A 19,317-nucleotide genomic window follows, 5' to 3' on the forward strand; every position below is an offset into this window, starting at 1 on the left:
CTACTACCACCGGACGGGAAGCTGCCGCATCCCCCTGATCAGAGTCCCCGGCAGCCACTCGCCCGGCGGCCCGTCCGGCGCGAGGCCGGGGCAGCGCTCCAGGAGCGAACCGAGCGCGATCTTCGCCTCGACCCGGGCCAACGGGGCACCCAGGCAGTGGTGCAGACCGTGTCCGAAGGCCATGTGGCCCTGCGGGGCACGGCGGATGTCGAAGCGGTCGGGCTCGGGGAAGCGGTCGGGGTCCCGGTCGGCCGCGGCGAGACCGATCCGGACCACGGCACCGGCAGGTATCACGATGCCGCCGAGCTCGGTGGGCTCGGTGGCGAAGCGGTACGTCGCGCTCTCCACCGGGCCCTCATAGCGCAGGGCTTCCTCGATGGCGCCGTCGAGGAGGGACATGTCGGCGCGCAGCGCGGCCAGTTGGTCGGGGTGGGTGAACAGGGCGTGCACGGCGTTGGCGATCAGGTTGACCGTCGTCTCGTGTCCTGCGATCAGCAGCACGAAGGCCATGGCGCGCAGCTCGCTGGTGGAGAGGCGGTCGCCGTCCTCGTCGCCCGTGGTGCGGATCAGCGCGCTCAGCAGATCGCCGCCCGGGGCCGACGACCGCTTGTCCTCGACCAGTTCGGCAAGATACGCCGCCAGCTCCTCGAAGGCGGCGCGCTCGGCCTCCTGCGTCGGCGACGCCACCACGCCGTTCGACATGCGGCGGAAGGCCGCGCGGTCGATGTCGGGGACGCCGAGCAGCTCGCAGATGACGGTGATCGGCAGGGGGAAGGCGAGCGCCTCGAACAGATCGGCCCGTCGCGTCCCGGCCGACTCGCCGTGGACGAGCATCTCGTCCAAGAGGTCGTCGGTGATGCGCTGGATGCGGGGCCGCAGGGCCTCGACCCGGCGCGCGGTGAACTCCCGGGTGACGAGGCTGCGCAGCCGGGTGTGCTGGGGCGGGTCGGCTATCAGCAGATGCGTGCCGATCAGCTCTTCCTCGTGGAAGGCGAAGCCCGCGGCCGCGGCGGACTTGGCGAAGCGGGGCTCGCGGAGCGCGGTTCTGCACTCGTCGTACCCCACCACCAGATAGGTGTCGCCCATATCCTCCGGGGGTGGCAGCCGGACGCGGTGGACGGGTCCGAGGGCGCGCAGGTCCGCGTAGACGGAGTGCGGGTCCTCTCTGAATCTCGCGCCGTACGTCACCAGGTCGATGCTCTCCGCCATGCTGTCTCCTCCGGGGGCTCATGTGGCCAACGTGCCGGGCGCGGTGATCGGTTCCCCATAACCACCCTTATCAGCCTTCTTGATCAGCTGTCCTGATCGAGGAGTCCCGCGTCGTGTGCCAACAGGGCGATCTGCACGCGGTTGTTGAGGTCCAGCTTCGTCAGGATCCTCGACACGTGCGCCTTGACCGTGGCGATGCTCAGGAACAGCTGGGCCGCGATGTCCGCGTTGGACCCGCCGCGGCCGACCGCGACGGCCACCTCCCGTTCCCGCTCCCCCAGCGTCGCCAGCCGGTCCAGCGCCCGCCGCCTGCGGTCGAGTTGGGGGTCGACGCCGGTCACCTGCGTGATCAGCTGCTGGGTCACCGTCGGCGAGAGCACCGGCTCCCCCGCGGCCACCGCGCGCACCGCCGCGACGATCTCGGCGGGCGCGGTGTCCTTGAGGACGAACCCGGCCGCGCCCGCGCGCAGGGCACGCAGCACCTGCCCGTCCGCGTGGAACGTGGTGAGGACGATGACCTCGGGGGCGCCGGGACGCTTGCGCAGGGCCTCCGTGGCGGCGAGGCCGTCCATCGTGGGCATGCGGATGTCCATCAGGACGACGTCGGGCCGGAGTTCGCCGACCAGCGGGGCGACCTCGGTGCCGTCGCCCGCCTCGCCCACGATCTCGATGTCGTCCGCGCCGCCGAGCATGAAGGAGAGCCCTGCCCGCACCAGCGGATCGTCGTCGACGAGGAGCAGCTTGATCGTTTTCATGACGCCCACGGTAGCCAGGCCTCCAGGTGGAACCCGCCGTCGGGCCCGGCCTCGTGGCCGAGCCTGCCGCCCGCGAGCGAGGCCCGCTCGGCGAGCCCGATCAGGCCCTGCCCCGAGCCGGGCACCTCGGGCACGGGGCCGGGCGGTGCGGGATTGCGGACGGACATGGTCAGGCCCTCGCCGGGGGCGCCCGTGACGGTGACGGTCACCTCGGCGCCGGGGGCGTGTTTGCGGGCGTTGGTCAGGCCTTCCTGGGCGATGCGGTAGGCGGTGCGGCCCAGGGCGGCGGGCACGCTGCCGGGGTCGGCGACGTGGTTGGCGATGACGACCTTCATGCCCGCGTCACGGGACTCGGCGACCAGGGTGTCCAGGGCGGCGAGGGTGGGCTGCGGGCGCCCGGAGGCGTCTGCCTCGCCGCCACGCAGGACGCCGATCACCTGGCGCAGGTCCTGCAGCGCCTCGTGGGAGCTCTCCCGGATGACGCCCGCCGCCCGGACGATCTCCTCGCGGGGCGCGTCGGGGCGGAACTCCAGGGCGCCTGCGTGGACGCTGAGCAGGGTGAGGCGGTGGGCCAGGACGTCGTGCATCTCGCGGGCGATGTCCTCGCGGGCGAGCCGCTGGGCCTGCTCGGCGCGGAGCGCGGCCTCGTTCTCGGCGCGGACGGCGCGGTCGCGCAGGCTGAGCAGGAGCTCGCGCCGGGAGCGCACGAACATGCCCCAGCCGATGACGGTGCCGGTGAGGAGCACGCCGAAGGCGATGGCGATCCCGTAGGACATGGCGGGGTCGGGGCGCAGCCAGAAGGTGAGGGGTACCACCGCGATCGAGGCGCCGCCGATCCACGCGACGTACCGGAACGGCCGGTGCACGGCGAGGGTGAAGAGGGCCACCGCCGCGGCGCCGCCCGCCGTGTCGGAGGCCACCGAGACCGGCACCATCACGAGGGCGAGGCCGACGGGCCAGCGCCTGCGCAGCCAGACCGTGGCACAGGCGAGCGCGCCGAGCACCTGGTCGAACTCCGCGTAGCCCTGGGCGATGTGCGGGTTGTCGGCGACCGCGTCGGCACCGAGCATCCCGATGAGGACGGCGGCGAGGAAGCAGGTGAAGTCGGCGATCCAGTCGCGGACGGTCCGCCGCGACTTGCGCCCCACGCGGCTCGGGTCGAACTCCCGGGCGACGGCGGAGGGCAGCATCCACGGTCTCCGGGCCAGGGGGCTGCTCAGGGGCGTCGGCTCGTGCTCGCGCCGTCGCGTGGGATCAGTGCCGCTCGTGCCGCTCATGGTCGACAAATCTACGCACCGCAGGGGGGCGCGGACGCTCCTCACACGTGATCGGCTACCAAAGTCGCGCAGGTCGCCGACTTTCGGACCCCTTCGCGGGGAAGATCCTCGCCTCGCGGCGGATGTCCGCGGGGAAAGTGCGGGGCGAGGATCTTTCCATGAAGCAGCTACTGGAGTTTCTCGGTGTGGCCCTGCTGTTCCAGGGCGGTGTCGGCCTGGTCCACAGGCTCACCGGTGAGCTGCGCGGCTGGGGCCTGGTGCAGCGCCTCGGGTTCCTCGACGGCTTCGAGACGTACGCGAGCGTGGCCCTGATCGTGCTGGGCTGCGCGCTGTTCGCCGCGGTGCGGAGCCCGCGGACCGGCTGACCGGGTCCGTCGGCTCAGCAGCCGTGGTCGACCAGGTCGAACGACGCGTAGTGGTCGGCCGTGTAGTAGTCCTCCTGGTTCTTCTCGCCGGTGACGATGCGGCGGGCGCCGCGGTCGTCGGAGCCCGGCGTGACGACCGTGTACTCGTGGTAGTAGCTGGCGCTCTGCTTCGGCAGCTCGCCCTCACGGTTCTGGAAGACGGTGCCGTCCTGCGGGTACGGGTAGGGGCCGCCCGCCTTGATCAGGTCGAGGGTGTCGTGTGCCTGGGAGGGCAGCTTGGAGAGGCAGATGTCACCGACCGCGGTGATGGAGTGCGAGACGGAGACGGCAGCGGCAGAGGTGACCGGTGCGGCCGGGGCGGCGCTCGCCGTGGCCGCGACAGGGCCGCCGACGAGGAGGGCGGCGGCCAGGGCGGTGATGCTGACGATTCGTGGGGGGATTCGCATGGGTCCAGTGTGACGCGCGTAGAGGTTGGCGTGTCAATGTCAAGTTGGTGAAATTTTCCGGGAGTTAACCAACCGAAGACGTCCCGTCACCCGGACGACCGGATGAGGGGCTGGCGGTCCGGCCAGCCCACCGATCGGAATCTCACCCGACCGCCCGCCGCCCCCAACTGGTCCCCACCAACACCAGCACCCCGCCCAACAGCCCCAGCAAGCCCAGCCGTTCGCCGCCGAGCGTGATCCCGACCGCCGCCGCCCACAACGGCTCCGTGCCGAGCAGCAGGCTGACCCGCGACGGCGAGCTCCTGCGCACCGCCCACATCTGCACGAAGAAGGCGAAGAGCGTGCAGCAGACGGAGAGGAAGATCAGTCCCGCCCACTCCCGCGCCCCGAAGCCCCCGGCGACGGACCAGGGCGTCTCCCCCGTCCCGGCAGCCGCAAGCACCGCGAACACCACGACCGCGGAACCCAGTTGGACCGTGGTGAGGGAGAGCGCGTCGGCACCCCGCACGGCCTTCATGCGGGACATGGCGAGTACGTGGGCGGTACGGGCCAGGGCGGCGAGGAGGATCAGCAGGTCGCCGAGCGAGGGACGGGTGAATCCGGCGCCCTGGGTCAACAGCACCACGCCGAGCACGGAGAGCCCCGCCGCGGCCAGAAAGGCGCGCGGCGGCCGGGTCCGCTCCAGCACGGCCTCGGTGAGCGGCGTGAAGATCATGGTGAGGCTGATGATGAGGCCCGCGTTGGTCGCCGAGGTGTGGACGATGCCGTACGTCTCCAGGAGGAAGATCCCTCCGAGGATCAGCCCGAGGACCGCGGCTCCGCGCCACTGCGTGGCGGTCAGCGCGCGCAACTGGCGCAGCCCCGCCACCACGAGCGGGGGCAGCACCACCGCGAAGCGCAGCACGAGCACGGCGACGACCGTGTGGGTCGTGGTGATGCCCTTGGCCGCGAGGTAACTGGCACCCCAGACGGCGGCGACGAGCAGGACGGGCAGATCGGTGAGCCAGGCGCGGCGCGGGGCGAGCGCGGCGGGGGCGGCGAGCGACGACACGGGGGCGGTCTCCAACGGGCTGGCTGGTGCGGGGGTGTGGAGACTTCGGCGGCTCGCACGCGGAGGGCACACGGTAACCGGCTCTGCCGGAACGGCGGCAAGGATTTACGTGTCCGATTGCCGCCAGCCTCCACCCACACCGGACGACTTTCATTGAACCCGCAAGCACTTAGTGATGACGCGAAAGGTTCTGAAATGTCTTCTCTCACCGAGCACACCGAGCCCACCGAGCCCACCGGACACACCGAACACACCAAACACACCGGACTCACCGGCAGGACGGCCCTGGTCACCGGCGGCAGCCGCGGCATGGGCGCGGCGATCGCGCTGCGGCTCGCCCAGGAGGGCGCGGACGTGGCCATCACCTACGTCCACGGCGAGGCGGCCGCGAACGAGGTGGTCACGAAGATCCAGGCCATGGGGCAGCGCGCCTTCGCCATCAGGGCGGACGCGGCGGACGCCGGGGACGCGGCCGGTGCGGTGGACCGCGCCGCCGACGACCTGGGCGGCCTGGACATCCTGGTGAACAACGCGGGGATCGGCGTCCTCGGCCCCGTCACCGATCTGTCGCTCGCCGACATCGACCGGGTCCTGGCCGTGAACGTACGAGGGGTCTTCCTGGCCTCCCAGACGGCGGCCACCCGGCTCCGCGACGGCGGCCGGATCATCACCATCGGCAGCTGCATGGCCCAGCGCGTCCCCGGCCCCGGCGGCACGCTGTACGCCACGAGCAAGGCCGCGCTGATCGGCCTCAACAAGGCGCTGGCAAGGGAGTTGGGCGGCCGCAGGATCACGGCGAACCTCGTCCAGCCGGGCCCGATCGACACGGACATGAACCCGGCGAACGGCCCCTTCGCCGACGCCCAGAGCGCCATGACCGCCCTCGGCCGCTTCGGCTCGGCCACCGAGGTGGCGTCCCTGGTCGGCTATCTCGCCGGGGACGACGCGGCGTACATCACGGGCACGGAACTGTCGGTGGACGGCGGTCACGCCGCCTGACGGGTCCGGGCATGAGTGCGGGGCGCGCCGGGGCTGTCCACCCGGCGCGCCCCACGTTCAGCGGGGGCGGGTCAGCCGCCCAGCTCCTGGTGGCGGGCCGCCAGCTTGGCTGCGCCGTCTTCGGTCAGGGAACCGAACAGGCGGAGGCGGGAGATGCCGCCGTCCGGGAAGATGTCGACGCGGACGTGCGTGCCGACGGCCGGTGTGGACAGGACGAAGCGGTGGTTGGTGTCGGGCTGCAGGCGGGTGCGGGGCAGGGCCTCGACCCACTCGCCCGACTCGCCGTCGCGTACCGAAAGGGCGGCCCAGCCGGCCGAGTTGCCCTTGAGGTAGGCGGTGTCGATCTCCACCGAGCGGATCTCGGCCTGCTGCACCAGCTGGTAGCGGATCCAGTCGTTGCCGGTGTCGCGGCGGCGGCGGGTCTCCCAGCCGTCGTCCATCTTGCGGGAGCGGCCCGGCTGGATGGTGTTGGTGGCCGGGGAGTAGAAGCGGTCGGACGCGTCCTCGACCTGGCCGCCGTTCTCCAGGGCGACGACGTCGAACGTGCCGAGCGCGGCGAGCCACGCGGGGTCGGCGACGACCTCGCCGTACACACGGAGGCGGGCGATGCCGCCGTCGGGGTGCTGGTTGACGCGCAGGTGCGTGAAGCGCTGCTCGATGTCGACGGCGAAGCCGTTCGCGGCGTGGCCGCCGACGGGCGTGCGCGGGACGATGGTCGTCCACTTCACGTCGTCGCCGGAGAGCTCCTCGGGCGTCGGCGAGCCGTCGACGCTGGTGCCCTCCACGGAGACGGCCTGCGGGTAGTTGCCGCGGAAGTGCGCGGTGTCGATGACGATGCCGCGGATGACACCGGGCGCGCCGAGCCGGACGAGCGCCCAGTCGTGGTCCTCAGCGGTGGGCCACGGGTGCTCGGCCGAGACGCCGCGACGGCGGCGGGTCTCCCAGCCGTCCATGACCTTGCCCTTGTGACCGAAGTGCTCGGGGTCGAACACGGCGGGGTGGGCGAGGAGCAGGTTCTCGCGCATCGCGAAGAACTCGTCGTTGGCGGCGATCACACCGGCGCCGAGCTGCCGGTCGGCGAGGTTGGCGTACTGGGTGAAGGGGAAGTCGGCCGTGCGGTAGTCGGCAAAGGGCTCGCCGCCGCCGTAGGGGCTCGCGTCGCCGGTGAAGGAGGGTATCGCCGTCACTGTTTCAGTTGTTCCTTTCCAGAAGGCGGCCTGCGGGTTCACTGAACTCGCCGCCGTGCAGGATGCGTTCGCCGCGCAGCCAGGTGGACTTCACGACGCCGCTGAGGGTCTTGCCCGCGTACGCCGTGACTCGGTTCCGGTGCTGCAGCTCCGCGGGGTCCACGGTGAAGGTCTCGTCGGGCGCGAGGACAGCGAAGTCGGCGTCGCGGCCGACTTCGATGGCGCCCTTCTGGTCGAGTCCGACCAGCTGTGCGGTGCGCGTGGACATCCAGCGCACCACGTCGTCCAGGGAGTGACCGCGCTTCCTGGCCTCGGTCCAGACGGCGGGCAGGCTCAGCTGGAGCCCGGAGATGCCGCCCCAGGCGGTCGCGAAGTCGTCGGTCTTCAGGTCCGCGGTGGACGGGGAGTGGTCCGTCACGACGCAGTCGATGGTGCCGTCGGCCAGCGCCTCCCACAGCAGGTCCTGGTTACCCGCCTCACGGATGGGCGGGCAGCACTTGAACTCGCTGGCGCCGTCCGGGACCTCCTCGGCGGTCAGGGTGAGGTAGTGCGGGCAGGTCTCGACGGTCAGCTCGACGCCCGCGCGCTTGGCGGCGGCGACGAGCGGCAGCGCGTCGGAGGAGGACAGGTGCAGGACGTGGACGCGCGCGCCGATCCGCTTGGCGACGGCGATGAGGCCTTCGATCGCCGTGTCCTCGGAGACGCGGGGCCGGGTCTCCAGATAGTCCGCGTACTTGGGGCCGCTCTTGTGCGGGGCGGCGTCCAGCTCGTGCGGGTCCTCCGCGTGCACGATCAGGAGCCCGCCGAACCCGGCGATCTCGGCCATGGAGTCGGTGAGCTGGTCCTGGTTCAGCTCGGGGAACTCGTCGACGCCCGAGGGGGACAGGAAGCACTTGAAGCCGTAGACACCCGCGTCGTGCAGGGGCTTGAGGTCCTGGACGTTGTCGGGGAGCGCGCCGCCCCAGAAGCCGACGTCGATGTGCGCCTTGGTGCGGGCGACGTCCTTCTTGGTCCGCAGGTTGTCCACCGTCGTAGTGGGCGGCAGGGAGTTGAGCGGCATGTCGACGAGGGTGGTGATGCCACCGGCGGCCGCGGCGCGAGTGGCGGTCCAGAAGCCCTCCCACTCCGTGCGGCCCGGGTCGTTCACATGGACGTGGGTGTCGACCAGGCCGGGCAGCAGGGCGTCGTCGCCGAAGTCTTCGAGGCGTGCGCCGTCCGGCACTTCGGCGTCGTACGCCTCGACGGCCACGATCTTCCCGCCGGACACGGCGACCGATGCGGCCCGGGTGCCCTCCGGGGTGATGACGCGGGTCGAGCGGAGCACCAGTTCCACATCCGCGCCCGCCGTCGCGTCCACGTCCACGTCCTTTTCGGACACCCGCGTCCCCTCTCTTCTGTTCCGCTACACAGACCTTTTGTTTCCGCTTAACGGAATTCAACGTTCTGTTGAAGAAGTTTTCACGCTTGCTCTCGTGACGTCAAGGGTGTGCTTCGGCACCCCGGCGCGGCGGGCGCCGAATTCGCCCCGGACTGGACGTTTCCACAACGTGGAATTAGAATTCCGCTTGCCAGAACGTAGCTATGCACAACGCGAGCGTCGAGGGTTCGCGGGACAACCCCGCGAAGACGGGGACAAAGGCCCCCTGACCGGCGACGACGGCATGCCGAGCAAGAGCCCTCGTGACGAACCGACCGGTAGGCTGCTCCCTTGCCCGCCAGCACCGAAAGGAACGCGCCGTGCCGACGTCAAGTGCCAGCGACGCCCCTGCTGAAACCGCCGCCTCCAAGACCCCCGCCGCGAGCGGTGGCGTCCAGTCCCTCGAGCGCGCCTTCGATCTGCTCGAGCGGATGGCGGACGCGGGGGGCGAGGTCGGCCTCAGCGAACTCTCTGCCAGCAGCGGCCTTCCGCTGCCCACGATCCACCGCCTCATGCGCACGCTGGTCGCCTGCGGATACGTACGCCAGCAGGCCAACCGCCGCTACTCGCTCGGCCCCCGCCTGATCCGCCTCGGCGAATCCGCCTCCCGACTGCTCGGCACCTGGGCCAGGCCCTACCTCGCCCGGCTCGTCGAGGAGACCGGCGAGACCGCGAACATGGCGCTCCTCGACGGCGACGAGATCGTGTACGTCGCGCAGGTGCCGTCCAAGCACTCCATGCGGATGTTCACCGAGGTCGGCCGCCGGGTCCTCCCGCACTCCACGGGCGTCGGCAAGGCGCTGCTCGCGAACACGTCGCCGGACGAGGTCCGCGCGCTGCTCGCCCGCACCGGGATGCCCGCCGCCACGGAGAAGACGATCACCACGCCCGAGGGCTTCCTCGACGCACTCGAAGACGTGCGCCGCACGGGGTACGCGGTGGACGACAACGAGCAGGAGATCGGCGTCCGGTGCCTGGCCGTGCCGGTACCCGACTCCCCCACGGCCGCGGCGATCTCCATCTCCGGCCCCGCGGGCCGGGTCACCGAAGCGGCGACGGACAAGATCGTGCCGGTGCTGCAGCAGGTGGCGGTGGAGCTTTCGGCGGCGCTTGCCAGTGCGGGGCCTGGCTCCTGAGCCTTGGGCGGTTCTCCGCCGGGGGGGGGAGCGATGGTGCCGCCGCTTCGCGGCGGGTGTTTTCCCACCCGCCCACCCGTATCTCCGCACCGCAATCTTGCCGTAGGAGCCCCGCCCACGCCGTAGGGATCCACCCCCTACTGGTTCGCCAGGGCGAAGTCCTCCGTCGTCATGCGCCTCAGGGTGCGGCGCATGCCCTTCGGGGCCGGGGGCGCGGGGACGGTGAGGACCGCGCAGGTCGCGTGGGTGTGGACGTAACGGTGGGTCCGGGTCACGTGGTGTCTGCCGGGGCGCGCACCGAGGACCAGGAGGTCGTCGGGGTGCGCCGCCAGCTCGCACAGGACGCGGCCGGGACGCCCCCTGATCACCCGGCGCTCGGACACGACACCGGGCGGCGCGCCGCCGAAGACCTCGTCGAAGGCACGGTCGAGGCGGGCCCGCGCCTCGGTCCACCAGTGCCGCGCCCACTGCGGATCCGGGTGGCGCAGATACAGCCCCTCCCCCTCCGGCGGCTCCCAGGCGTGCACCGCCACAAGGACACGGCCCCCGCGCCGCGCCTGCTCCGCCCCGGCCCGCAGCGCCGCGAGGCTCGCGAGCGAACCGCTGACTCCCACCACCACCGCTTCGTGCTCCGGCATCGATGCTCCTTCCCCCGGGCCTCACGAGCCAGGCCAAACAAGCCGACTGAAGTGCTACGAACGGCAGTCTGTACGCTGATTGGCCTGGGCAGCAGGGCCAATCGGCAGGAGTTGGCATGGCAGACGCACATGTGGTCCACGCAGTGGACAGGAGACTGGGCAGCCGTCAGCTGGCCCACCTCCTGACCGGCGCCGTCGGCGAACGCCCCGGCTACCGCGCACTCGCCCACGGCGTGTGCCGCCTGCTGCTCGACGGCCGCATCCCCCTGCACACCCGGCTGCCCGCCGAGCGCGAGCTGGCCTCGGCGCTGGCCGTCAGCCGGGCCACGGTCACGGCGGCGTACGACGTGCTGCGCGAGGGCGGCTACGCCCTCAGCCGTCGCGGCGCGGGCACCTGGACCGAGCTGCCGCAGGGACAGCGGCCATCCAGCGTGGCGGCGTTCCCGGCGGGCGACGGCGTCCTCGACCTGGCGGTGGCGGCGCCGGGCGCGCCGGAGGCGGAGCTCGGGGCGGCGCTCGCCGCGGCGGGCGCGATGCTGGCCGAGCACGCGCCGACGCCGGGCTACCACCCGTACGGCATCCCGGAGTTGAGGTCAGCCGTCGCCGAGCGCTTCACGCGGCGCGGCCTGCCCACCCTCCCCGACCAGATCCTGATCACCACCGGCGCCCAGCACGCGCTGTCCCTGACCCTGGCCCTCCTCGGCAGGCAGGGCGACCGGGTCCTGGTCGAGAACCCGTCGTACCCGAACGCCCTGGACGCGATCCGCGGCGCCGGTCTGCGCGCGGTGCCCGTGCCGGTCACGGAGGACGGGTGGGACGCGGGCCTCGTCGAGTCGTCGCTGCGGCAGGCGGCGCCCCGTCTCGCGTATCTCGTACCGGACTTCCAGAACCCGACGGGCAGCCTGATGCCGCGCGAGCAGCGGGTGCGCATCCTGGAGACGGCCCGTGCCACCGGCACCTGGCTGCTGATCGACGAGACCATCGCCGACATCGCGCTGGACGGACCGCCGCCCGCGCCCTTCGCCTCGCTCGCGCCGCACGGCGCGGGCGAACAGGTCATCACTGTCGGGTCGTTGAGCAAGACGCACTGGGGCGGCCTGCGGATCGGCTGGGTGCGGGCCGGGTCCAGGCTGATCACCGAGCTGGCGACAAAGCGGGTGCCGAGCGACATGGCGACGCCCGTCATCGAGCAGCTGGTGGCGCTCCATCTGCTGCACGGCATGGACGACGTGCTGCGCGAGCGGCTGCCGCGGCTGCGGGCGCAGCGGGAGGCGCTCACGGCGTCGCTGGCCCGTCATGTGCCGGAGTGGCGTTGGCAGGTGCCGCCCGGCGGGCTCTCGCTCTGGGTGGACCTGGGGCGGCCGATCGCGTCCTCGCTGGCCCGTGCGGTGCTGGCGCAGGGCGTGCGGATCGAGGGCGGCTCCCGGTTCGGGGCGGACCCGGGGACGCACGAGCACCGGCTGCGCATCCCGTACACGCTCTCCGCGGACCTCGCGGAGCAGGCCGTGCGCCGTCTGGCGACCGCCCTGTCGGGCGACCTCCGACCCACGGTCGACGACACGGTCCGTAGGCACTGGGTGGCGTAGGGCCCAATGCCCTGAAGGCTCTATGCCCTGAGGCCGCTAGGGCTTGTCCGGTGGGTCGAGTAACCGCCGCGGGATCGAGGTTGTTCTGCCTAGGTCGTGACCTTGAAGGCGATGACCATCTCCTCGCTCATCGCCCTCACCTCGGTATCCGGTTCTCCCGGCCTACTCGACGCTGATGTCGTCGTACTGGAGGGTGACGGTCTCGGTGGCCGGGTCGGCCCCGGACGCGTCCATGCCTCCGGGGCCGCTCCATTGGCTGGCCCAGGCGTTGGAGAGGTGAAAGTACCGGGCCGGGTTGCCCTGGGCGTCGAGCAGGGTGATCGTGACGTTCTCGCGCGCCGCGTCGAGGTCCCGGTCCTCCAGCGTCTTCTTCACCCAGTCCGTGAACACCTGGCTTTTGTCCAGACCGCGTGTGATGGTCACTTCGCCGCTCTGGCGGGGGCCGGGCTGTTTGTGGATGATCAGGTCTCCGGAGGCGGACATCTGCTTGATCTCGACAACGTCCTGGCCGTAGGTCAGGTCACTGACGCTCTGGGCGGTCTCCACCTGGAAATTGCCGAGCGAGATGAGAAACCGGAAAGTGGTGAGCTTTTCCACGACGTGCTCCTTCGTTCGGTGCGTCGGCAGTGGGGGCTACTGCTCGGGCTCGCCGATGCGCCCGGATGCGGAACCGTTGCTCCCTCTCTGGTGGAACACCGTTTGCCGCGGCCCGACCGGCGTACTGCCCAAACAGCCACATCATCAATCACCCCTGCTAGGGCGTGCTCGAGGGGGCCGGTCGGGTGTCGTGCCGAGTGGCTGCCCGGGAGTACCGAGCGTGTGTGCCGGACCCCGCGCGTCCTGGCAGGACTCATCGGACACGCCCTAGGCCCCTAGGCCCTGAGGAACCCGGCGGCCGGGACCGCGGCGCCCCGCGCCGCTCCTCAGCAGAACCGATTCCCCAGCTCTAGCGGCCGTTCGGTTCGCCGAACATCTCCACCGCGATGCGCACCGCCGCAAGCCCCGCCGCCAGTGCGCTGACCGAGCCGATCGCACCCGCCACGAGCAGCAGGGACCTGCGCATCCTGGGGATCTCGGGGGCGCCGCCGTACGCCATCTCCGCCAGCGCGGCCAGCTCGTCCTCGGCGATGCCGCGGTCGGTGAACTCGGCCGGATGCGCGGCGAGCTCACGGCGCAGCCGGGCAACGGCGGCGCGCAGTTCGGCCACCCGTGGGTCCTCGTCGCTCCCTGTCACTTGCCTCTGCTCCACGCTCCGCAACACAGCTCCCCCTGCGCACGCCGTCGTGCGGCTGTTCTCGTGCAATTCCACTGACTCGCCAGTTGCTGGTCGGGCACCTGGGGGCCGCGGGTCAGTAAACCGTTCCTGATGCGGGATGCGCCACTTCGTACACGCCGTCGGGGCGGCTGTCTCGTGTATCCAGGAGTCATGACGACAGAACCGAGGAACGCGCAGGCCGCCGGGGCGGGAGAGGTCGTCGGGCTGCTGCTCGCCGCGGGAGGCGGACGGCGCCTCGGCGGGCGGCCGAAAGCGCTGCTGGAGCACGGGGGGCGGCCGCTCGTGGAGCACGCCGTGCGGGTGCTGCGCGAGGCAGGCTGCGCGCGGGTGCACGTGGTCATCGGCGCGTCCGCCGACGCCGTGCGTGCGCGGGCCTCGCTCCCCGGCTGTGTGCTGGTCGACAACCCGGAGTGGGAGGAGGGCATGGGCTCGTCCCTCCGCGCCGGTCTCGCCTCGCTGGCGGGCACGGACGCGGCCGCCGCCCTGGTGTCGCTGGTCGACCAGCCGGGGATCGGCGCGGCGGCGACGGCGCGGGTCCGTGCCGCGTACCGCTCGCCCCGGACGCTCGCCGCGGCCGCGTACGACGGGCAGCGGGGGCACCCCGTCCTGTTCGGGAACGGGCACTGGGCGGGGATCGGGGCGAGTGCGGTCGGCGACCGCGGGGCACGCGACTACTTGCGGGAGCACGTGGGCGAGATCACGCTCGTGGAATGCGGGGACGTCGCGGAGGCGTACGACATCGACACGGCGGCGGACCTGAGCCGTCTCGCCCCGGGCCCCGGCCTCCCTTCCGGCCCCGGAACCCCGGCCTCCGGGGCTTCCTGAGCCCCGGCCCACGTGGAGTGACCGGCATGGCACTCAGCGCCATGTTCTGTCGACGAAGAGAATCTCGACGTCAACAAACCATTGAACTTCCACCATAAGGAAACTAGTATCCACTGACCAGAAGGCCCGTTACCTCGGACGGGGCCCCAAAGCCGTACCTCGGCCCCTGTGGCACCCAGTGCCACCGCGTCTGCCCGGCGGCTCGCCCGGCACCGTCCGTGCAGCTCTCTGAAGGAAGTGACAGGACATGTCCGCACTAGCGCCGTCGCCGCTGGCCATCGTCGACGCAGAGCCCCTGCCCCGGCAGGAAGAGGTGCTCACCGACGCGGCCCTCGCCTTTGTGGCGGAGCTGCACCGGCTGTTCACCCCCCGGCGTGACGAGCTCCTCGCCCGGCGTGCCGAGCGCCGTGCCGAAATCGCCCGCACCTCCACCCTGGACTTCCTCCCGGAGACCGCCGCGGTCCGCGAGGACGACTCCTGGAAGGTCGCCCCGGCCCCGGCCGCGCTGAACGACCGCCGCGTGGAGATCACGGGCCCGACCGACCGCAAGATGACCATCAACGCCCTCAACTCGGGCGCGAAGGTCTGGCTCGCCGACTTCGAGGACGCCTCCGCTCCCACCTGGGAGAACGTCGTCCTCGGCCAGCTCAACCTGACCGACGCCTATGAGCGCCGCATCGACTTCACGGACGAGCGCACCGGCAAGTCGTACGCACTCAAGGGCGCCGACGAGCTCGCGACGGTCGTCATGCGGCCGCGCGGCTGGCACCTGGACGAGCGTCACCTCCAGGTCGACGGCCGGCCGATCCCCGGCGCGCTCGTCGACTTCGGCCTGTACTTCTTCCACAACGCCAAGCGCCTCATCGAGCTCGGCAAGGGCCCGTACTTCTACCTCCCGAAGACGGAGTCGTACCTGGAGGCCCGCCTCTGGAACGACATCTTCGTCTTCGCTCAGGACTACGTCGGCATCCCGCAGGGCACGGTCCGCGCGACCGTCCTGATCGAGACGATCACCGCCGCGTACCAGATGGAGGAGATCCTCTACGAGCTGCGCGACCACGCCTCCGGCCTCAACGCGGGGCGCTGGGACTACCTCTTCTCCATCGTCAAGAACTTCCGTGACGGCGGCTCGAAGTTCGTCCTGCCGGACCGCAACCTGGTCACGATGACCGCCCCGTTCATGCGGGCGTACACCGAACTCCTCGTCCGCACCTGCCACAAGCGCGGCGCGCACGCGATCGGCGGCATGGCCGCGTTCATCCCGTCCCGCAGGGACGCGGAGGTCAACAAGGTCGCGTTCGAGAAGGTCAAGAACGACAAGGACCGCGAGGCGGGCGACGGCTTCGACGGCTCGTGGGTGGCCCACCCCGACCTGGTCCCGATCGCCATGAAGTCGTTCGACGCGGTCCTCGGCGAGAAGCCGAACCAGAAGGACCGGCTGCGCGAGGACGTCAAGGTCGCGCCCGGGGACCTCATCGCCATCGACTCCCTCGACGCGAAGCCCACCTACGACGGCCTGGTCAACGCCGTCCAGGTCGGCATCCGCTACATCGAGGCCTGGCTGCGCGGCCTCGGCGCCGTCGCGATCTTCAACCTCATGGAGGACGCGGCCACCGCGGAGATCTCGCGCTCGCAGATCTGGCAGTGGATCAACGCGGGCGTCGTCTTCGAGCACGCCGGAGAGACAGTGACGGCGACGGCGGACCTGGCCCGCAAGGTCGCCGCCGAGGAGCTCACCGCGATCCGCACCGAGATCGGCGACGAGGCCTTCACGTCCGGCAAGTGGCAGCAGGCCCACGACCTCCTCCTCCAGGTCTCCCTGGACGCGGACTACGCGGACTTCCTGACCCTTCCGGCGTACGAGCAGCTGCGCTGACACCCTTCACGCATACGTTCACTCGTACGTGGACACTTCGCCCCCGGCACCGCACAGCGCCGGGGGCGAAGTGCGTGGCAGGTTGACCAATCCGGGGCGCGGTCGGCTACGTATCAGAGGTGTACGTCGGTCTGCGCCCTGGAGGATCTGCGCGTGAATGAAGTCGTCCGCATCGGGTCCCGGTCGGCACCCGGCCCCGATCTGCAAGAGCTGCTCGCCCGGGTCGCCCGCGGGGACCAGCAAGCGTTCACCGGTGTCTACGACGCCGTGGCGGGCCCCGTCCTCGGGATCGTGCGCGGAGTGCTGCGCGACCACGCCCAGTCCGAGGAGGTCACCCAGGAGGTCCTGGTCGAGGTGTGGCGCACCGCGCCCCGCTACCGGCCGGACCGCGGCACGGCGATGACCTGGGTGCTCACGCTCGCGCACCGGCGCGCGGTGGACCGGGTCCGCTCGGTGGAGGCGGCCACGGCCCGCGACCAGAAGGCCGCACTGCTCGCCCGCACCCCGGCGTTCGACGAGGTCAGCGAGGAGGTCGAGGCACATCTGGAGCGCGAACAGGTGCGCCGGTGTCTGCGCGCCCTCACCGAGGTCCAGCGCCAGTCCGTGACCCTCGCCTACTACCGCGGCCTGACCTACCGACAGGTGGCCGAGCTGCTCGCCCTCCCCTTGGGCACCGTCAAGACCCGCCTCCGCGACGGCCTCATCCGGCTGCGCGACTGCCTGGGGGTGAGCGCATGAACAGCGCGGCCGACCTGCACACCCTGACCGGCGCCTACGCCGCCGACGCCCTGGACGACGCCGAGCGCGCGCAGTTCGAGGAGCACCTCGCGCTCTGCCCGCCCTGCGCCCAGGAGGTACGGGAGCTGACCGCGACCGTCGCACGCCTGGCGCTGGCGTCGGCCGTCACGCCCCGCCCCGCCATGAAGGACGAGGTGCTGCGGCGCATCGCCACCGTCCGCCAGGACGTGCCGCGCGGTGAACCGGGTCCGGTGCCGAGCGCCACGCCGCGCGGGACACGCGGGCCGGCCCGCTGGGCCCTTGCGGCCTGCCTCGCCGCGGCCGTCGCCTTCGGCGGCACCGCGGTCTGGCAGCACCAGCGTGCGCAGGACGCGCGCGACGAAGCCCGGCAGGCGCAGGAGCAGGCCAGGACGGAGTCCCAGGAGCTCGCGGCGGTGCTCGCCGCGCCGGACGCCAGGACCCGTACCGGCGAGCTCACGGAAGGGGCCAGGGGGACGGTCGTCGTCTCCAAGAGCCTCGACAAGGCCGTGTTCGTGGCCGACGGCATGGCACGGCCGCCGCACGGCAAGGTCTACCAACTCTGGTTCGACGACGGCGGTTCGATGCGCTCGGCCGGTCTCATGGACCCCGACCGGTCGGCGGCGACGGTGCTGATGCGGGGCGGGGTCGGCAAGGCGACGGGGATGGGCGTCACGGTGGAACCGGCGGGCGGTTCGGACGAGCCGACCTCCTCGCCCGTGGCGCTGATGGACCTGCCCGCCTGATCTCCCCATCGGATGGGGAATCCGATGGGGAATTCCGATGGGGAACTCACCAATCCGCACGGCCGTCGGCCTCGGATACCCCATGTGACGACAGAACGGAACCGCTCGAAACCGCGCCGCGACCTGTGGCGAATCGCGGCGGGCGCCCTGAGCGGGGCGCTGGCCGGGTTCGCCGCACTCGCGGCGGCGGAGCTGCTGTCCTCCGCGGTACGTCCCGAGGCCGGGCCCGTGGTGGCGGTCGGCGGCGCCACGATCGACCGCACCCCCGCGTCCGTGAAGGACTGGGCCATCCGGGAGTTCGGCACCGACGACAAGCTCGTCCTGCAGTCGGGCATCGTCGCGGTGCTTGCGCTCCTGGCCGTCTCGCTGGGGCTCGTCGCCCTGCGCCACCGTCGGGTCGGCACGGCGGGCGTGCTGCTCTTCGGGCTGATCGGTGCCTTCGCGGCGACGTCCCGGCCGGATTCCACCGGTCTCGTGGACGCACTGCCCTCCCTGGCGGGCGCCGTGGCCGGTGCGGCGCTGCTGTACGTGCTCGCGGGCCTGCTGAGGCCTCGCCCGGCTCCGGTCCCGGCGGGCGGCACGGCGGACCCGGACGCAGCGGACCCGGCCCCCGGGGAAACCGGGTGGGACCGGCGCCGCTTCCTCGTCGCCGCCACCGCGGCCGCGGCCGCGTCGGCCGGGGTCGGCGCCCTGGGCCGGGCGTTCAACGCCTCGCGCGGCAAGGACGCCATCGCCTCGCGCGCAGGCATCGTGCTGCCCGCTCCGGCCTCGCCCGCCTCCGCCGTCCCCAAGGGCGCGCGGCTGCGCGTGCCGGGCATCAGCCCCTTCGTCACGTCCACCGGGGACTTCTACCGGGTGGACACCGCGCTCGTGGTGCCCAAGGTGAACGCCGACACCTGGCGGCTGCGCATCCACGGCAAGGGCGTCGCGCGTGAGCGGACCCTGTCCTTCGCCGACCTGCTGGGGCGCGAACTGATCGAGCGGGACATCACGTTGACCTGCGTGTCGAACGAGGTCGGCGGGTCCTATGTGGGCAACGCCCGCTGGATCGGGGTGCGGTTGGCGGATGTGCTCGCCGAGTGCGGGGTGAAGCCGCCGTCCCGGGGAGGCCCCGCCGACCAGTTGGTCGCCCGGTCCGTGGACGGCATGACCATCGGCACGCCCGTGGACGACGTGATGGACGGCCGCGACGCGCTGCTCGCGCTCGGCATGAACGGCGAGCCGCTGCCGTTCGCGCACGGATTCCCCGTCCGCATGGTGGTGCCGGGTCTCTACGGCTACGTATCCGCGTGCAAGTGGATCGAGGACATCGAGCTGACGACGTTCGACTCCTACGACCCGTACTGGGTCAAGCGCGACTGGGCCGCCAAGGCGCCGATCAAGACCCAGTCCCGGATCGACACCCCCAGGCCGTTCGCCAGGCCGAAGGCGGGCACGGTGATGGTCGCCGGGGTGGCATGGGCGCAGCACCGCGGCATCGACAAGGTCGAGGTGCGCGTCGACGACGGCCCCTGGCAGCTCGCGGACCTGGCGGCCGAGGACACCCGGGACACCTGGCGCCAGTGGTCCTTCCCCTGGAAGGCCACCGCGGGCGGTCACACGCTCACCGTGCGGGCGACCGACCGCACGGGCGCCGTCCAGACCGACAAGCGGACCCGCACGATCCCCGACGGGGCGAGCGGCCGCCATTCGGTGGTGGTCACCGTCGACTGACCCGCGCGCTCCTCCGTGCACAGACCGGAGTCGAGCGCCGCACCCGAGCTCATTCATCT

19 protein-coding genes are annotated in these 19,317 nt (G+C 71.8%); 9 read left to right on the top strand and 10 right to left on the bottom strand.

From position 1 onward, the window contains the following. Positions 1-3: 3 nt before the first annotated feature. The 3 genes from ABZV77_RS00605 to ABZV77_RS00615 all read right to left on the bottom strand — a co-directional run bounded on the left by ABZV77_RS00605 (position 4) and on the right by ABZV77_RS00615 (position 3,154). On the bottom strand, positions 4-1,209 hold the full coding sequence (locus ABZV77_RS00605; protein WP_356248789.1) for a cytochrome P450: 1,206 nt from the start codon (positions 1,207-1,209) through the stop codon (positions 4-6). An 83-nt stretch (positions 1,210-1,292) separates the two neighbouring features. Continuing rightward, a complete protein-coding gene (locus ABZV77_RS00610; RefSeq protein WP_356248790.1) occupies positions 1,293-1,964 on the bottom strand; it encodes a response regulator transcription factor in 672 nt (223 codons plus the stop codon). Continuing rightward, positions 1,961-3,154 carry a histidine kinase gene (locus tag ABZV77_RS00615; RefSeq protein WP_356250101.1) on the bottom strand — a complete coding sequence of 398 codons (1,194 nt, stop codon included), beginning with the start codon at positions 3,152-3,154 and terminating at the stop codon, positions 1,961-1,963. Before ABZV77_RS00615 ends, ABZV77_RS00610 begins: the two co-directional genes overlap by 4 nt. A gap of 245 nt (positions 3,155-3,399) precedes the next feature. Between ABZV77_RS00615 and ABZV77_RS00620 the strand changes: the two genes are divergently transcribed. Further along, positions 3,400-3,606, top strand: coding sequence for a hypothetical protein (locus tag ABZV77_RS00620; RefSeq protein WP_356248792.1), 207 nt, complete (start codon positions 3,400-3,402; stop codon positions 3,604-3,606). Between the two features lie 14 nt (positions 3,607-3,620). Here ABZV77_RS00620 and ABZV77_RS00625 read toward each other — a convergent pair whose 3' ends face one another. Both ABZV77_RS00625 and ABZV77_RS00630 read right to left on the bottom strand, forming a co-directional pair. Beyond that, on the bottom strand, positions 3,621-4,052 hold the full coding sequence (locus ABZV77_RS00625; protein ID WP_356248794.1) for a ribonuclease: 432 nt from the start codon (positions 4,050-4,052) through the stop codon (positions 3,621-3,623). A gap of 142 nt (positions 4,053-4,194) precedes the next feature. Beyond that, the gene (locus ABZV77_RS00630; RefSeq protein ID WP_356248796.1) at positions 4,195-5,103 is read right to left on the bottom strand and encodes a DMT family transporter; all 909 of its coding nucleotides are present in this window, start codon (positions 5,101-5,103) and stop codon (positions 4,195-4,197) included. A 195-nt stretch (positions 5,104-5,298) separates the two neighbouring features. Between ABZV77_RS00630 and ABZV77_RS00635 the strand changes: the two genes are divergently transcribed. Further along, entirely contained in the window at positions 5,299-6,102 is an 804-nt protein-coding gene (locus ABZV77_RS00635) for a 3-oxoacyl-ACP reductase family protein (RefSeq protein ID WP_356248798.1), read from the top strand. A 71-nt stretch (positions 6,103-6,173) separates the two neighbouring features. Here ABZV77_RS00635 and alc read toward each other — a convergent pair whose 3' ends face one another. Next, positions 6,174-7,289 carry an allantoicase gene (gene alc / locus ABZV77_RS00640; RefSeq protein WP_356248800.1) on the bottom strand — a complete coding sequence of 372 codons (1,116 nt, stop codon included), beginning with the start codon at positions 7,287-7,289 and terminating at the stop codon, positions 6,174-6,176. Between the two features lie 4 nt (positions 7,290-7,293). Further along, on the bottom strand, positions 7,294-8,667 hold the full coding sequence (gene allB, locus ABZV77_RS00645; RefSeq protein ID WP_356248802.1) for an allantoinase AllB: 1,374 nt from the start codon (positions 8,665-8,667) through the stop codon (positions 7,294-7,296). A gap of 359 nt (positions 8,668-9,026) precedes the next feature. Between allB and ABZV77_RS00650 the strand changes: the two genes are divergently transcribed. Continuing rightward, positions 9,027-9,842, top strand: coding sequence for an IclR family transcriptional regulator (locus tag ABZV77_RS00650; RefSeq protein WP_356248804.1), 816 nt, complete (start codon positions 9,027-9,029; stop codon positions 9,840-9,842). Between the two features lie 137 nt (positions 9,843-9,979). Here ABZV77_RS00650 and ABZV77_RS00655 read toward each other — a convergent pair whose 3' ends face one another. Then, positions 9,980-10,480 carry a universal stress protein gene (locus ABZV77_RS00655; protein ID WP_356248806.1) on the bottom strand — a complete coding sequence of 167 codons (501 nt, stop codon included), beginning with the start codon at positions 10,478-10,480 and terminating at the stop codon, positions 9,980-9,982. 116 nt (positions 10,481-10,596) lie between these two features. Here ABZV77_RS00655 and ABZV77_RS00660 point away from each other — a divergent pair, with 116 nt between their 5' ends. Beyond that, positions 10,597-12,066, top strand: a complete 1,470-nt coding sequence (locus ABZV77_RS00660; protein ID WP_356248808.1) for a PLP-dependent aminotransferase family protein — start codon at positions 10,597-10,599, stop codon at positions 12,064-12,066. Between the two features lie 162 nt (positions 12,067-12,228). Here ABZV77_RS00660 and ABZV77_RS00665 read toward each other — a convergent pair whose 3' ends face one another. Together ABZV77_RS00665 and ABZV77_RS00670 are read right to left on the bottom strand one after the other, a co-directional pair. Next, positions 12,229-12,663, bottom strand: a complete 435-nt coding sequence (locus ABZV77_RS00665; RefSeq protein WP_356248810.1) for a phage tail protein — start codon at positions 12,661-12,663, stop codon at positions 12,229-12,231. A 349-nt stretch (positions 12,664-13,012) separates the two neighbouring features. Beyond that, positions 13,013-13,327 carry a DUF5955 family protein gene (locus ABZV77_RS00670; protein WP_356248812.1) on the bottom strand — a complete coding sequence of 105 codons (315 nt, stop codon included), beginning with the start codon at positions 13,325-13,327 and terminating at the stop codon, positions 13,013-13,015. Between the two features lie 165 nt (positions 13,328-13,492). Between ABZV77_RS00670 and ABZV77_RS00675 the strand changes: the two genes are divergently transcribed. From ABZV77_RS00675 to ABZV77_RS00695, 5 genes are all read left to right on the top strand, one after another. Further along, positions 13,493-14,167 (top strand): nucleotidyltransferase family protein, encoded by a 675-nt coding sequence (locus ABZV77_RS00675; RefSeq protein ID WP_356248814.1) that lies wholly within the window; start codon positions 13,493-13,495, stop codon positions 14,165-14,167. A 247-nt stretch (positions 14,168-14,414) separates the two neighbouring features. After that, positions 14,415-16,043 (top strand): malate synthase A, encoded by a 1,629-nt coding sequence (gene aceB, locus ABZV77_RS00680; RefSeq protein WP_356248816.1) that lies wholly within the window; start codon positions 14,415-14,417, stop codon positions 16,041-16,043. Between the two features lie 153 nt (positions 16,044-16,196). Further along, entirely contained in the window at positions 16,197-16,781 is a 585-nt protein-coding gene (locus ABZV77_RS00685; RefSeq protein WP_356248818.1) for a sigma-70 family RNA polymerase sigma factor, read from the top strand. Then, positions 16,778-17,545, top strand: coding sequence for an anti-sigma factor (locus ABZV77_RS00690; RefSeq protein WP_356248820.1), 768 nt, complete (start codon positions 16,778-16,780; stop codon positions 17,543-17,545). The genes ABZV77_RS00685 and ABZV77_RS00690 overlap by 4 nt, the downstream gene beginning before the upstream one ends. Before the next feature lie 24 nt (positions 17,546-17,569). After that, complete coding sequence (locus ABZV77_RS00695; RefSeq protein ID WP_356248822.1) at positions 17,570-19,258, top strand: sulfite oxidase; 1,689 nt, start codon at positions 17,570-17,572, stop codon at positions 19,256-19,258. Positions 19,259-19,317 lie beyond the last annotated feature (59 nt).

This window comes from Streptomyces sp. NPDC004732, assembly GCF_040609235.1.
Classification (GTDB): Bacteria; Actinomycetota; Actinomycetes; order Streptomycetales; family Streptomycetaceae; genus Streptomyces.

Excerpts from the sequence above, each read along its gene's own strand:
- ABZV77_RS00605 (WP_356248789.1), bottom strand. The coding sequence starts at position 1,209 with ATGGCGGAGAGCATCGACCTGGTGACGTACGGCGCGAGATTCAGAGAG.
- ABZV77_RS00610 (WP_356248790.1), bottom strand. The coding sequence starts at position 1,964 with ATGAAAACGATCAAGCTGCTCCTCGTCGACGACGATCCGCTGGTGCGG.
- ABZV77_RS00615 (WP_356250101.1), bottom strand. The coding sequence starts at position 3,154 with ATGCTGCCCTCCGCCGTCGCCCGGGAGTTCGACCCGAGCCGCGTGGGG.
- ABZV77_RS00620 (WP_356248792.1), top strand. The coding sequence starts at position 3,400 with ATGAAGCAGCTACTGGAGTTTCTCGGTGTGGCCCTGCTGTTCCAGGGC.
- ABZV77_RS00625 (WP_356248794.1), bottom strand. The coding sequence starts at position 4,052 with ATGCGAATCCCCCCACGAATCGTCAGCATCACCGCCCTGGCCGCCGCC.
- ABZV77_RS00635 (WP_356248798.1), top strand. The coding sequence starts at position 5,299 with ATGTCTTCTCTCACCGAGCACACCGAGCCCACCGAGCCCACCGGACAC.
- ABZV77_RS00655 (WP_356248806.1), bottom strand. The coding sequence starts at position 10,480 with ATGCCGGAGCACGAAGCGGTGGTGGTGGGAGTCAGCGGTTCGCTCGCG.
- ABZV77_RS00660 (WP_356248808.1), top strand. The coding sequence starts at position 10,597 with ATGGCAGACGCACATGTGGTCCACGCAGTGGACAGGAGACTGGGCAGC.
- ABZV77_RS00675 (WP_356248814.1), top strand. The coding sequence starts at position 13,493 with ATGACGACAGAACCGAGGAACGCGCAGGCCGCCGGGGCGGGAGAGGTC.
- aceB (WP_356248816.1), top strand. The coding sequence starts at position 14,415 with ATGTCCGCACTAGCGCCGTCGCCGCTGGCCATCGTCGACGCAGAGCCC.
- ABZV77_RS00690 (WP_356248820.1), top strand. The coding sequence starts at position 16,778 with ATGAACAGCGCGGCCGACCTGCACACCCTGACCGGCGCCTACGCCGCC.
- ABZV77_RS00695 (WP_356248822.1), top strand. The coding sequence starts at position 17,570 with ATGGGGAATTCCGATGGGGAACTCACCAATCCGCACGGCCGTCGGCCT.